Annotated in this window: 14 protein-coding genes and 1 pseudogene; 9 read left to right on the forward strand and 6 right to left on the reverse strand. The window is 58.7% G+C overall.

The features are described from left to right. Positions 1–120: 120 nt before the first annotated feature. Positions 121–607: pseudogene (locus NV382_RS12975) on the reverse strand (DDE-type integrase/transposase/recombinase); the annotation flags it as partial. Positions 608–1,228: 621 nt separating this feature from the next. Here NV382_RS12975 and NV382_RS12980 point away from each other — a divergent pair. Both NV382_RS12980 and NV382_RS12985 read left to right on the forward strand, forming a co-directional pair. Next, the gene (locus NV382_RS12980) at positions 1,229–1,924 is read left to right on the forward strand and encodes a PEPxxWA-CTERM sorting domain-containing protein (RefSeq protein ID WP_260597155.1); all 696 of its coding nucleotides are present in this window, start codon (positions 1,229–1,231) and stop codon (positions 1,922–1,924) included. Between the two features lie 124 nt (positions 1,925–2,048). Continuing rightward, on the forward strand, positions 2,049–2,186 hold the full coding sequence (locus tag NV382_RS12985) for a hypothetical protein (protein ID WP_260597156.1): 138 nt from the start codon (positions 2,049–2,051) through the stop codon (positions 2,184–2,186). Positions 2,187–2,210: 24 nt separating this feature from the next. Here NV382_RS12985 and NV382_RS12990 read toward each other — a convergent pair whose 3' ends face one another. Next, positions 2,211–3,206: a DUF1996 domain-containing protein gene (locus NV382_RS12990; protein ID WP_260597157.1), complete on the reverse strand. Its 996-nt coding sequence runs from the start codon at positions 3,204–3,206 to the stop codon at positions 2,211–2,213. A 3,069-nt stretch (positions 3,207–6,275) separates the two neighbouring features. Next, positions 6,276–6,749, reverse strand: coding sequence for a PilZ domain-containing protein (locus NV382_RS12995; protein WP_260597158.1), 474 nt, complete (start codon positions 6,747–6,749; stop codon positions 6,276–6,278). 567 nt (positions 6,750–7,316) lie between these two features. Here NV382_RS12995 and NV382_RS13000 point away from each other — a divergent pair. Then, positions 7,317–7,622: a hypothetical protein gene (locus tag NV382_RS13000; RefSeq protein ID WP_260597159.1), complete on the forward strand. Its 306-nt coding sequence runs from the start codon at positions 7,317–7,319 to the stop codon at positions 7,620–7,622. 23 nt (positions 7,623–7,645) lie between these two features. Here NV382_RS13000 and NV382_RS13005 read toward each other — a convergent pair whose 3' ends face one another. Continuing rightward, positions 7,646–7,909 carry a hypothetical protein gene (locus NV382_RS13005; RefSeq protein ID WP_260597160.1) on the reverse strand — a complete coding sequence of 88 codons (264 nt, stop codon included), beginning with the start codon at positions 7,907–7,909 and terminating at the stop codon, positions 7,646–7,648. A gap of 601 nt (positions 7,910–8,510) precedes the next feature. Here NV382_RS13005 and NV382_RS13010 point away from each other — a divergent pair. From NV382_RS13010 to NV382_RS13030, 6 genes are all read left to right on the forward strand, one after another. Continuing rightward, positions 8,511–9,074, forward strand: a complete 564-nt coding sequence (locus NV382_RS13010; RefSeq protein WP_260597161.1) for an FxDxF family PEP-CTERM protein — start codon at positions 8,511–8,513, stop codon at positions 9,072–9,074. Between the two features lie 77 nt (positions 9,075–9,151). Further along, complete coding sequence (locus NV382_RS13015) at positions 9,152–9,325, forward strand: hypothetical protein (RefSeq protein WP_260597162.1); 174 nt, start codon at positions 9,152–9,154, stop codon at positions 9,323–9,325. A gap of 252 nt (positions 9,326–9,577) precedes the next feature. Then, positions 9,578–9,838 (forward strand): hypothetical protein, encoded by a 261-nt coding sequence (locus tag NV382_RS13020; RefSeq protein ID WP_260597163.1) that lies wholly within the window; start codon positions 9,578–9,580, stop codon positions 9,836–9,838. A 113-nt stretch (positions 9,839–9,951) separates the two neighbouring features. After that, entirely contained in the window at positions 9,952–10,302 is a 351-nt protein-coding gene (locus NV382_RS19725) for a PilZ domain-containing protein (protein ID WP_418066697.1), read from the forward strand. Further along, positions 10,214–10,567 carry a hypothetical protein gene (locus NV382_RS13025; protein ID WP_260597164.1) on the forward strand — a complete coding sequence of 118 codons (354 nt, stop codon included), beginning with the start codon at positions 10,214–10,216 and terminating at the stop codon, positions 10,565–10,567. The genes NV382_RS19725 and NV382_RS13025 overlap by 89 nt, the downstream gene beginning before the upstream one ends. Positions 10,568–11,516: 949 nt before the next feature. Continuing rightward, positions 11,517–12,401: a hypothetical protein gene (locus tag NV382_RS13030; protein WP_260597165.1), complete on the forward strand. Its 885-nt coding sequence runs from the start codon at positions 11,517–11,519 to the stop codon at positions 12,399–12,401. 113 nt (positions 12,402–12,514) lie between these two features. Here NV382_RS13030 and NV382_RS13035 read toward each other — a convergent pair whose 3' ends face one another. Together NV382_RS13035 and NV382_RS13040 are read right to left on the reverse strand one after the other, a co-directional pair. Then, positions 12,515–12,916 carry a response regulator gene (locus tag NV382_RS13035; protein ID WP_260597166.1) on the reverse strand — a complete coding sequence of 134 codons (402 nt, stop codon included), beginning with the start codon at positions 12,914–12,916 and terminating at the stop codon, positions 12,515–12,517. A 204-nt stretch (positions 12,917–13,120) separates the two neighbouring features. Then, positions 13,121–13,501 carry a GGDEF domain-containing protein gene (locus tag NV382_RS13040; RefSeq protein ID WP_312026782.1) on the reverse strand — a complete coding sequence of 127 codons (381 nt, stop codon included), beginning with the start codon at positions 13,499–13,501 and terminating at the stop codon, positions 13,121–13,123. Positions 13,502–13,593: the final 92 nt, after the last annotated feature.

The following is a 13,593-nucleotide window of genomic DNA, read 5'->3' on the forward strand; positions in this document are numbered from 1 at the left end:
CCGCATGATCGAGCCGCTTACCGACGAGGCGTTCATTCAGGAGCTGACTGATGCCAATCTAGTGGCGGCATACCATCGGTCTGAACTGCCCCGGGTCTGCCGGAGGCCTTGGGTTGTGAGTCACGCCGCCATATCGATGTTATCTGCGGCAGCAATAATATTGATCTTCGCTTCGGCAGGCGGGATGCTGCCGATGGGCTCGAGCAGCCGACGGTGGTTGAACCAGTCAACCCATTCGAGCGTGGCATATTCGACAGCTTCGAAGCTGCGCTTTGGCCCACGCCTGTGGATCACCTCAGCTTTGTAGAGACCGTTGATCGTCTCGGCCAAAGCGTTGTCGTAGCTGTCGTCGACGCTGCCGACCGACGGTTCGATCCCCGCCTCGGCGAGCCGCTCGGTGCACTTAATAGACACGTATTGTGACCCGCGGTCGCTGTGGTGAACCAAGCCGCCACAGTGGACCGGCCGGCGGTCATGAAGCGCCTGCTCGAGCGCATCCAGGACGAAGCTGGCATGTGCTTTCCTTCTAGCACGCCAGCCGACGATCCTTGCGGGCGTAGGTGTCGATGACGAAGGCGATGTAGACGAACCCCGCCCAAGTCGCGACGGGTGCGGCTATCGCAGGCTCTGCCAGTGCGCCTCCGCCGCAAGCTCGACCTTAAAGAACGACTAATGCACAAATGATGAGGCACACAGCACGATGCCGATCGGGATGGCGAACGACAGGGGCCGTTTCATCGTGCTTGCGCGCTTACCGGTCGAGGCGACGCGAGCACCGGCAGCACTCGTCATTGGTGCCTCCACCTTTCTTGGTACACTGGGCTCAGGCAGTTGAATAGGCCGCCCACGTCCTTTGACGACGCCGTTTCTCCGCCCCGCTATCGGGATAGATACCATCAGGACTGCGATCAGAACGATCAGCATGATGATTACGGGTCCATCAGCCGCCTTTAGCGGCTCGGACTACCAGCGGTTAGTGTTTCGGTCGCCGCCCTCTCGTCGGCTCACTTTGCACGCTTCTTGGGCTGGCGGTTAGCGTGCAGCTTGGTGTGGTGCTTTAAATCCGCAGGCCCCTCGATTCGCAACTGCGGCACGTCAGTGAGTCCTTTATCGGGACACATGCCCGATGCGCGCAGCGGAAGTCATTAAGATGTCATTAACCTGTCTTTAAGATTTGTTAATCGCTCGCTTTGGTTCGAAAGCTCCGAAGGCAAAGGGTATTTTCACAATGGCATTCTTTTCGCGTACCAAGCTGGTGGTAGTAGCCAGCCTGTTGTCCTCCATCGGGTCCGCTGCCACCGCCGCAACAACCCTCGATTTCGATACGTTGCGCAACAAGGACACGACCAGCTACACCTACGTAAAGGGCGCTTACAAGGAAGACGGTTTTACCATAAATGCATCTAGCTGCCAGGGTACGGCTAAGGATGGGTGCTTTGCAGCGGTGCAGCCGTTTAAGAGCATGGACACGACCGGCGCGTCGCTGTTCACGCAGTTTGTATCGCCGACGGTGACGCTGACGCGCGACAATGGGTCGGCATTCCTGTTTAAGTCTATCGACTTTTCGGAATATTTCGACAACGGTGCATATCAGCCGTTTTCGACCAATGTGAATTTCGCCTTCGCCTTCTTGGATGGGACGGTTGGCACGGCGGTTCGCAACTTCAGCACCGACGGCAAGTATTTGGCCACGACCTTCAACTTCGACCTTGCGCCGCTCAGATCGTTGAGCTGGACCCCTGTGACGGGCAGCGGCGTGCAGTTCGACAATATCGTGCTGGAAGACGTCGCGGCCGTTCCCGAGCCCGCTACCTGGGCGATGATGATCTTCGGCTTCGGCCTTATTGGCTTCGCCATGCGTCGTCGAGTGAAGGCCTCCGAGGTGAACTTCACCAACAAGGTGCGCGCGATCGCCGCCGCGTAAGCACTTCCCTTCAGCGAAGCAAAAGAGAGCCGCCGGTCGAAAAGCTGGCGGCTTTCTGCTGTGCTCTGATTTGTTCGGACGGCGCTGGGCACGTTGCGGACGCCACTAATCGGGCGCATCACGCATGTATATGATCGACAAAGCAGCGCTAGATACTGGCCTGACCGGGCTGAAAGCGTTCCGCATGGCGCAGCACCTTGCCGCGCTCATCGAAGAGCGGCCTGACTGCGACGGCTCTCGACGTACTGATCTAGGCGCTTGAAAGTACCCCGGCAGGTTGAATGCCTTATCGAGCTAGCGCATCTATCAGTCGCGGCGACGCCAGCACTGGCAGTAGTCCGCGCTTGAGCATGGTGCCATCGCCGAGCACGCCATCCGAACAGTCGCGCATCTTACCGATGCACTCGCGCTCCCAGATGGCACGCGTTGGCGGATCCCAGCCCTCCATGTAGTCGGCGTGGAAGGTCGAGCCCCCGGCCATGTTCATGCCGCTCATGCGGTCAGAGGAGAACCAAGCCTCGCCGTCGCTCTTCTCGATCGTGTAGACGATTCCCTGCGTCAACTCGGGGAGCACGTACGGATGGGTCGTCGGGCATTTTTCATAGCCCCAATCGCCGTAGCTTGTATGTGCGACATGAGAGCGGTGATCGGCGCTGTCGAGTTGGCCGTTCCAGCACGAGCCGAAGTTGATCGCGGCCATGATCTGGCCCGCACCACCACAGTCGGTGACAGCCTCGGCGAACGTACCGCGGTGATCCGATGGCTTGCCAGGCGAGATGCACCGGAAGTGGAACGTCATGTTCTCCGGCTGAGCCTGCCCCATCCGCTTCATGTCATAACCTGAGACAACGCGCAGGCCAGTCGGCAGGCCAACGCAGCCCTTGGCTGCCATGCGGAGGCACTCTGGGTCGCTGTCCGGGCGGCGCTTGTAATAGATCGACATGTAATCGGGCACGATCACCTTGCCCGCCGCATTCATCAACGCCGGGATCCAATATGCCGATCGGTTGAGCATATCCGAACAGGTGCTGTCGCCGCTCGTGCGCAGGCTGGCGTAGGTCGACGCATAGTTGCCGCCTGTGTTCCCATACCATTGGTGGAGATGCGGCGACGCCCCCTTCTGGCCTGGATAGAGGATCGGATCGTCATAGTTCAGCTGCGCCGGCGAACAGATGAAGCGGAACGCACCAACCACGTCGGGTGCCATGCTCTTGGGCGTGCCGTACCCCGGCACAATCAACGGTGCCGTAGTGAAATTACTTGCGATCGGAGTGACTGTCATGGGCTGCGCAACTGACGGCTCGGGAGTAGGCGACGCCGTTGGTGTCGGTTCAGGTGTAGGCACAGGCGCGGGTACAGGCTCGGGCTCTGGTGCAGGACCTGGAGCAGGCGCCGGCCCGGGTTGCGGGGCTGGCTCAGGTGCAGGAGCAGGCCCTGGTTCAGGTGCTGGAGTAGGCTCAGGTGCCGGAGCCGGAGCAGGAGCAGGTTCCGGATCCGGAGCGGGAGTGGGCTCGGGTGCCGGAGTAGCTACGGGACTCGGATCTGGAACAGGAGTTGGCGTTGGCGTTGGCGTAGGAGTTGGCGTTGGCGTTGGCGTTGGCGTTGGCGTTGGCGTTGGCGTTGGCGTTGGCGTTGGCAGTATCGGTTCAAATGCCGGTTCTACAAGAGGCGGAGGCGCAAGGCCCTTGAGCAATGCGTCGACCACTGGCGCATATACGGCCGCCAACCTGCCGTGCCCCCCTAATGTTTCTGCCGTTTTCAACGTGGGATATTTCCCTGCTAAGTACAGGCTTAGATTTTTGGCAGCGAGATTTTTTCCCATTTCTGATTCTGCTGCAAAGTCTGCAACTGCGTCGATGCGCTTGCCAACTTGATCCCTAATCAACCGATTTGCTTCGACTCTTCTAGAATTAAAAAAGGACGTATAATCATCGTTGTTGGAGCTATACTGCGGCAATATGGTTGCAACGATCACCTTTATGCCGTTAGCCCGGAGCGTATCGGAATACTTAAGCACAACTTCGACCCAAGATGTTGCACTATCGTAAGAGGTCAAGTCTTCCGAGACTATCGATATGCTGATCACCTTAGGCTTTATTTTAAGGACCTCGCCCGAACGAGCTACCATCGACTCTATTGAAGAGCCTTTCGTTGCCAGCCCGACGATACGCACATTAGGATGTGCAGCGGCATAAAGCGAAGCGAAGGTTCCGTCTTCAAGTACAGAGATCGCGTCTCCTTCAGCCACCAATATATCTTGAGCAGGCACCGGTGTAGGAGTGGGGGTGGGAGTGGGTACAGCGGCAGGCACAACTTGAACGGGCGCCGCCGCCTGAGGGGCGGGTTCGCCGCCCCCACCGCCGCACGCGCTTAACGTTACGAGGAGTAGCGGTAGAGCGGCATGCGATCTACAGCGCCTTCGAATTTTGGTAAACCACGTGCCAATGTGAAGCTGTGCCATGGCCGCTGCATTGACCCGCACTCGTTAAATTATGGTATTACTTGCCGTGCTGCGCTCCCGTTTTTTCTGATGAGCGGGGCCAATCAATACTTTATAGGTAAATTACATACTCTTCGCGTGGCACGAAACGTTGAGGGTTGGTGCTAAGCTGATCGCTTGAACAGCCGGCCTGGGAGAACACCACGGAGACGCTCCTAACAAGCAAGTCTCGCGTGCGACCGACATGCGATGAAAAGTCATTGTCGCACTCGCTACAAAGTCGACAGAAAATCACGCCGGTCGGCATTTAGCGGGAATTAAAAGTCACCAGAAGTTAACCTACCTCGGTTCAAAAGAACACGTTGCGGTGCCCGCTTGCTCCCGAGAGCTTCAAGGGCGCCGCAACACTCGTCGCAGAAGTTAGTCCTCCTGCTTGCTAATATCACAACCGCTTGCGCAGCTGCCACCAGCGACGTGCGGCCGCAATTGCAACCCGCGCTCATCCGCCGCCGGGCGTAAGTCGCGGGCAAGCGAGCGGAGCTGGCGATCGTTCAGCGCGACTTGAACTTCCAAAAACGTTCGAGAAGCCTTCATCGTCGCGTGCAGTGAGAATCTGCAATCTCAAATGATCCCATACGCGGCCGGATTACGCTCCCACCCCACAAGCGCACCAGTCGCGACAGCCGTCATAATGGAAGCTCCTTACCCCCGTCGGTTCGCAAAGCGGTCATGTTGCTTTAGGTCTACGGGCTATGCGGCGAGCTCCTAAAAGCTCTCCAATAATGGCACACTCATGCCGCCAGAGCCAATCGCTTCCGGTCACTAGGAAGAGTACTAAGACTCGACTCGCAGAAATTTCAGGGCAGCGTAATGCGAATTGCGATCATTGTAGTATTTTGCCTTTGGGGGCTGCCTCTCATTTTGGCAGCCACAACCGCGCTGGCAGCCTTTATGTCAACGCGTGTTCGCGCCTGGATCAAGACGAATGTGACCGGGTCGAAGATGGGCCTGCCTTCGGTTACTGACATTTATGGCGGTATCGACCCAAAGTCTTAAGGCGGCAGTTCACGAACGGCAGGCCTGGTAACAGCACGATGCTTGAGCGCGACCGATCTATTTTACCGCGGCGCAGCCGGTGAGTCGCGCCATCTGCATGGCCATACCATGGCATCGTGGTGGGTGCGAATGAAATGGTAAACAAAGATTGAACCTGCCGATTTGCCGCATTATCCCTTCTTGGGATCGACCAAGACAGGCGAGGCCGAATGGCAAGATATATGATTACGAACGAATACGGCGACCGCATACCTCTCCATACGCAATGGCAGCCTGCCGGCGGTCGCGGGCTCCTCCTGGCGCTTCTCGCGTCGATGGCTCTATGGGGACTTGTCGTCCTAGCCTTTTCTGTCTTCTAAGCTCATCAGCGGTGCAGCTTGCCTCTCGTTCTGCTCTCCTGCGGAATGCGGCCTGCGGATCGACAAGCGTGCCGGTGCGATCTTCACGCTACTCCTGACGATCCTGCCACAAAGCGCGCCGTTCGCGCAGAAAAGCAATTGCCACGTCGAAAATGCGGATTGCGGCGTGAGACAGCGTCCATTCAGTTCGAGGTGCTTAGCCCCACCTGATGGATCCTTTAATCATTGTGCTAATCGTTCTGGTCGGAATCCTGGTGGCCTCCATCCGAATGGCGGGAGCAGAGAACCGCCGTCGCCAAAGGGCGTGGGCGGCCTACTTCCAACAACCTAAAACCAACCGTTTGAAAAAGGAGCGCCGACACTAACGCCAAGAGGTTATTATGTACCTACAGCTGTTGATGCGCGGTTAACTGAGACCTAAACGAGCAACGATTTTGCGGGCAGTGGCTCCCTCGGACGTCGCACCCACAAGCGGCAGCGAGCGACAGATACTCGATCACAGGATTTTCCAAAGCAGCCCCGCGATACCCCAAGGAACGATCGCCGCCGTCGCTATGGAAAGAATGCGCAGACGTGGCGATAACAACCGTTCGGCTTCTCGTCCGTCCAGCCCCTCGATGGGATTGGCTGCGGCCTGCTGATGAAGCAAGACTGGCTCCGGCGGGGTCAGGCCTGCCAGAGCTGCCGCGAGTTCCTCGGCACTGAGCGGCGTGAGAAACTGGCAACCGTAACTGCCATCGCTTTCACGCATCACGCGTGCGGGGCGTAGACCGACGCCAAAGATCCCGAGAGTGATAACGTCACCGACGACAAGGCCCATTGCAACGCCAGTACGGAAGCCGCCGGCGGATAGGTCATCAATTATGACGTCCTGCGGCGCTGCCTGCGGACTGCGCAATGTACCGTCGAGCATAACCGGATAGCGTTCGGCCAGTCGATCGTCATCATAGAGCTTGGCAACGAAAGACATTTTACTACCCCAGCGATTCACCGGGCATGTTCGCTGCAAATGGTTTACATTATGTAAGTCAACGCTGGTCGTTAACGGTGAGCGGTCTGCGAATTCGCCGCTCGATGCGGATCATGAACCATCCAGACCTCACTTGCCCCGTCGTCTTTGGTCGAATAGCTTCGGTTACAGCCACCTGAGTGGTCGGCCCCTCAGGTCAGCGGAAGTGCGGTCATGAACAATCGTCAGATACGTGATGGGGCCTCGTTCATTGTCGATCGAGGATGGAGCCTCCACGCCGGTCCGTTCACGCTAGTCCAGTGGCATCGATGCTATGCAGATCATGCCCAATCCGAGCTGCGCCCGATGCGCTCGCAGGCACTGCTCTTTTCCGGTCGCGCCGCACTTAGCGGCGTGGTGGTGTGCATGTGCACTTTGGCGGCAACCAGCCTTGTCGCCGAGCGGGTAGGCGCGAGGTCGGCCTATTCGATCACGATCCCTGTGCCGCGGAAGGCCCGTCATATACCTATCGCACGTCCCGCATCTGGACCAGGCTACGGAGATGAGCGCACCGCGACTGCAGCCACGATGACGAGCAGCCGACGTTTGGCCGCAGCGGTTCCGGCCGCCGTACGCGAATCTTCCGAACTTCCGCTCAGCGCAGACGCAAGCTTGCAGCCATCGTCCAAAATGATCTCGCAAGCGCTCGCCGTGCAGACTGCGCTTGCTACAGGCGGCATGCAGGAGTGGCGCGAGGCATCGCCTGCCCGCCATGGGTTCGTCGTTGCCGGAATGCTTCAGGAAGAAGACGGCAGGCAATGTCGTGCCATGTCGGTGCTGACCCGTTCGGCAGACGGCGATGTCGTCGAACAACGGCACGACTGCCTGCGCTGACCCGCTCGGTTGTCCGCAAGAGCTTAGCGAAACCGCATCGTCGCTGCGCGAGCAAGGCGTTCGCGGGTGGCTCGGGGATCCTCGAACAAATCGCGGATAGCGCGCCGGCGGGAAGCGTTCCACCAGCGCTGCCAGCGATGCTCCGCCGCTTCGTGCAGCATGTGGCAGCGCTGGCACAGCGCGGCTAGGTTAGCGAACGCGTTATTGCTTGGATCGTGATCGAGATGGGCGCAGGCGAGCACCACATAAGTTGTGCGCACGCTGCCGAAAGCGAACGGCTCGCGCAACGCGATCCGCCTGCCACATTCAGATCGCCAGTATTGCGCTTGCGCGTCCCACCAGCGCCCGTCTCCAAGATGCGAAACGCGGTGCAGATGGGGCCGCGCACAGCGCGCGCAGCCTGATCCGCGCGCTCGAACCGGATAACGTCGGACAACTGACCCAATCAATTGGATAAAGCCAGCGGTGTTCGGGACGTATCGGCACGACCACTCTATCAGTCAGCGGAAACCGGAACAAAAGCGAGATCTTCGACTGCTCGGACAACGACACGTCAGCAGGTCTACGCCGTGCTTATGCCGTACCCGACATGGAAGAAGGCATCGCTTCATCCAAGCAGGGCCCAGCGGCGTCTGCTACCCGGTAAAGCGATTCAGATTTACGGGCAAAGGCTGGAAGGCTGCGCAACCACGCCTCGCCATCGGTCGGAATTCAGACCAATACGCATCATTCCTCAGGCTCAAGGCGCGGTTTGGCTACTAAGCCCCTTAACAGATCGTCCCATATCGATGCGATATTTTGCTGGACAAACCCACTGGACATAGAAACGAATCTTGTTAATGCTTTGTTTAGAATATCGGTCAGCGGCAATATATAAGGGATAACACTATGAGGAAGCTTGCGATGATGGGCGTGGCGATCGCCACGCTGGCTGTAGCGCAGAGCGCGTCGGCAGCTACGACAGTTGACTCGTGCGGCAGCGGATCGTCGTGCGTCATCAACTTCGATGGCATTTCTGGTACGTTCGGCAATGCGAACGTCACCAATACGCCTTTCGTGGATCGTTATCTTTTTGACCTCGGCGCTGGACTTCTCAGCTTCACGCTGACGACCGCTTTCACAGGCGCCGATGGTAGCCCGCAAGACATCGATTTCAACCTGGTCCGGATCAACGCTCCGGGCGCAGGCGGCTTCACCAATGTTCCGCTTGCACCAGGGACGGACGAATTTTACTCGATCCGCAACCTGTCCGTTGCGGCTGGCCAATACGCTCTTCGTCTGGGCGGCAGCGGCGCCAGCAATATCAATGCGTCGTATTCTGGTACGCTGAACTTCTCCCCAGCAGCGGTTCCCGAGCCAGCGACTTGGGCCATGATGATCCTCGGCATGGGCGCGGTCGGCTTTGCAATGCGCCGCCGCCGTGCGGTCAAGACAACTGTCAGCTACGCATAAGCTACGCTTTACAGCACGTTAGGAAAGCCGCTGGCCGGAAGGCTGGCGGCTTTTGCTTTGGATCATGGGACGGGGCGATGCCCGTGCGGATCGTTCCAGCCAAGCACACTGGCGCCATTATGATCGAATGGCTCACCGATGAATTGGTCATCCGCGAGATGACGGATGCCGAGTTGTTAGCAGCGTATGAGCGTACGGATGGCGCGAGCGGTGCGGGATCGACCTTTAAAGAGCTATTGCCGCCCATATAATGAGGCACCAGAGCAGGATCCCGAGCGGGATAGCAATCCAGAGGGCGCGTTTCTTCACACAGGTTCCATCATAAATTGTACCATGCACCCGCTCCCAGGGCGAGACATGACGGAATGCTGATCGGGGTTTATCACGTCAGCTCGCAAGGCCATTGATCTTGGTTATGCATGCTCAACTGTAAGTTCAGCCGTGCACGCGACTCCGATCGCGCAACTGCTCAGTAGGGGCGGCTCGTATAGGGCGTCGCAGGCATGAACGAGCCGCCTTCAGCTGTTGTTTGTCAAATCCTCTGTATCAAATGGGCAGCCGCAGAAAAGTCACGCGGTCTCGTACGTTTGCCGCATCCCGATACTCTTCCAATGGCAAAATGGGACGGATATGGAACACTAGGCGAGGATGGCGTCGGCGTTTTAAGTTTACTCGGATGTCGTTCGGTTAAGGATGTGGTAACAAAGAGCTCGCCGTTCTCGCTGGCCTGCCAGCAGCGAGTCGGCAAAGGGCGGCTCGCGTGACACTTTTACCCGTTATTCGGCGCGGGCCGTCCTTCATGATGCAGCCGGCACGATCTGCCTAGTAAACAGTAGCTATTAACGAAATCGGCACTCTCGCCAGCTATCGAGCTCCGATGGGAGTACAGCCGCAAACCAACGACCCAAGGGGCTCGTCTGCGCTCGACGAACGCAGGGCCGAACGATTTCCTGCCCGGGTCGTGGCCGAAATCCGAGGCGAACGCCTGCCGCCGGGTGAAGTAAAGCTTGTGGATGTGAGCGTTCTGGGATGCAGGGTCGAGGCAGATCATAACGTTACGGTGGGTTCGTTCGTGACGTTGATCTTCCAAGGTTTCGCGGGCTTTGACGGTTGGATCGCGTGGCGGCGGGAAAGCAGTTATGGCATCGACTTCGCGCATCCATTGCCTTCCGCTGTGGTACATCGAATCGTTGAGACATGTCGCGTGCCTGCGCACGCTGCCGGATGAAGAAGCGAGTCATCTCGATCCAGATCAATCTCGGCCGCTAAAATCCTGTGATATCGGTCCTCTGATCGGGGGACTGTGCATGACACGCAAGATGTTGAACAACGATGCCGGTGCGCTGGATGACGAGCGCGTCGCGCTCCGTATCCGCATCGCATTACTAGAAGAGCGCGGCGGCCATTCTGCCGAATTATTGGAGGCGCGCGACCGGCTGAGGGAGGTGAGCGCCCACATCATGAGCATCCGCAGCGGGAATGTCGCCCTTTAGCGGCTGTCACAATACAGAGAGACTGGCGCCAATCGTTGTCCAAGATGGATCGGCGCCCGTTCATACCAGCAAGCCGTTGGCGCTGCCCAGGAAGCACGCAACGTACTCAGTGCACAGCACGACCAGCTTCTATTCGCGTCGGTCCTGTAGAGTGGATCGGTCGTGTGGACGCCAACCCGCCCGCCCAACGCAACCAGCGCTCGTGATCGTCCGGGTAAGGGAAGTTGATCATTGCCTTGGGGTGAGCGGGCGCGACTGGTTCGTTAGTGTCGCACATTACCATCGTGAAGGCGGCGCCCTTTTTGTTGTGCTGCCAGAAGCCGCCAACGGCTAAGATCGGTTGGTTAGTCAGCTGGAACCACATCTCGCCTTTAAGGGCGTTCATGCAGTTGCAGGTCGTGCGTCTCCGGCGTCTCGCTCCCGTGATCTGATAGCACTGTCACCAATTCCGAACACGCCTTTAACGGCGGCTTGCAACTTTTTTACAGCTCCCGCATGGCAGTGCAACCGGCCGACAGAAAGGTAAATGATGGAACCTTGCGGCACGCGGCCGGCATTGCGGCGGCGACTCCCGCGGCGACTCGCAAAGGCCACCCTGCTAGTCGGTCTATCAGGTATTCTTCTTTGGTTCATGCTTACGGATCGCACGCCCTCCGTCCAGGAGCGCTCAGCGCCGACGGCTGCGGAGGTTGGTGCCGGGCGCGATGCAGCAAGTCAGCTGCGGGCGAGCCGAAGCGACCCAAGCGGGCGGAGTCAAGTTGACTTAGGCCGGGCTCAGCTCGATGGCGCCGCGGCGCTTGCTAGCCACGGCTTCCGCCCTGATCGGCTCGCCTTAGAAATACACGACGGTACCGCCAGCATGCGTGGCAGTCATCATCTACCCGGCGGGAGATGGCTTAACGCCAGCCTATCCACGACGGGCGGCGGCATTGGCTTCCCGCCCACTCGCATGACCGTTGGCTCAATGACGCTAAACCCATTCCTGAGCCGGAAGGTGCTTCAGGTTGGCAGGCTGCTCCTCCGCGTGCGTCAGGTTCGGCTGCCGCCACTCGATGAGATGGTAAGCGCTGTAGCGATCAAACGCGGTCGGGTCACCGCGACGGTGAGTCTTCCGGAGCAGACCGGATTAATCGACGGGTTGGTTGCGACCTCGACGCCGCCCGCTGTATCGCGAATAACAACCCATCTCTACTGTCGCCTCGCGAAGATGCAGCGAAGCCAACCGGTTGCAGAGTTTACGGACCTGTTGCATCGCGCTTTTAGCTGGTCAGAACCCAGTGCGACGTCGAGCGAATATAACCACGCTGCTCTAATTGCGCTTGCAATGTTGGTAGTCGACGAGCGCACCGGCGACCTGGCTGGCCCAGCACGCGCAGACAGCGAGCGCTGCCGAGTCGGGCTGATCCCAGTGACGATTTACGGTCGCTCCGATTGGCCAAAGCATTGGGTTCTCTCGGCAGCGTTGGCAGCTGGCGCGGGCACCCAACTTTCGGAGGCAATGGGTGAGTGGAAGGAGCTGGCCGACAGCTTGAGCAAGCAATCTCAATTCGCGCGCGGGGACCCCAGCGGCTTCTCGTTTGCCGATCTGTCCGCCGACCGGTCGGGTTTCCGCAGCGCACGCGCGGCGATTGACCCGGCGCGCGCCGATGGCACGGCCGCCTGGCTGCGCACGGTTGCTGCCGAGCACCTGCTACCTCGCCAGCTGACCGAACGCGAGGATGGACTAACCAACGCCGAATTTGGCAGCCGGTACGGCAGCCTCGCTGACCAGCGCTTCTCTGCTCGCGTCCGCGAAGTCGACCGAGCGCTCTACAAGGTAGGGGTTCCCAACTAACGCCAACCCGCGATCATGCGTTGTCCGTGCGCGAAGAGCTCAGTTGCCCAGAATCTGGTACAAGAGCAGGTAGGTGTTGGAACGGCGAGCGTCTGCCGGCGAATGTATCGCGCTCAATAGAAGCTGGTTTCCGGGTTCGCTCTCTTGGCGAAAACAGCACCTATGCTTTCGAATAACACCTGCATGGCTACGGGCTTGGTAATCAGATCGTTCGCGCCTGCCTTCATGCAGCTAGACCTGAGTTCCGGTCCCGCCTCACCACTGACGACGATGATCGGAGTCGTGCATTTATCGTCAGGCCGGCTCCGCACAGCCTCCATAACGCTGAACCCATCTATGCCTGGCATTCTTAGATCTATAAGTAGCAGATCATACGAATTTTGTTCTATCAGTTGCAGCCCTTCAGCACCGCCCGCTGCCTCATCGATCTGCAGACCTGCCACAGCAAACATGTCGCGCAATACCAACCGGTTCATTGCATCGTCCTCTATCAGTAGCACTTTCGGCGTGGTCATGCGCAATCCATCCGGCCTGCAGTCCTGCCCTCGGATGAGGACGGCGGCGCCGAGCCTTAGCCGGCAGAGGCAAATGAGTATGCAGCCAATATCTCAGACGCGACGACTCCGTTGTACCTGACATGACCTTTCGCTTTGAAATGTCCGGCCGGTGTGGCCTGCCGCTCGCCGGTTGCGCTTGCACGTGGCACACGTGCGATTTTTTTAAATCTGCCAATCTTCAGCCCTAAGTTTATCAATTTCTATCTCGATCCGATTGCGGCCGCCGGCCTTTACTCGGTAAAGCGCGTTATCTGCACGGCGAACAATCGTTTGCAGGTCTTCGATGGCCTTGAAGGAGGCCACGCCCGCGCTGAATCTTACAGGAACAGGGCCGCCCGCCGTAATAATGCCGGGCGCCCGTGCGGTCTGAAGCCTTTGCAGCGCCTCGACGGCCCCCGCTTCTGTCGTGTTTGGAAAGATAACGATGAACTCCTCACCGCCCCAACGTGCGAGCACGTGACCGTGGCGTAGGACGCTGTGCGCGAGCCGTGCGAACGCAACAAGGATCTCATCCCCGGCACTGTGCCCATGGGTATCGTTGATGGTTTGAAATGATCCAGGTCGTTCAGCGCTACGGTGAGCCGCCCTCCCGTCTTTGCGTAATCTCCGACAAAAAAAGCCCTCTCGTGCTCATT

It is taken from the genome of Sphingomonas endolithica (assembly GCF_025231525.1).
In the GTDB taxonomy this organism is placed as follows: Bacteria; Pseudomonadota; Alphaproteobacteria; order Sphingomonadales; family Sphingomonadaceae; genus Sphingomonas; species Sphingomonas endolithica.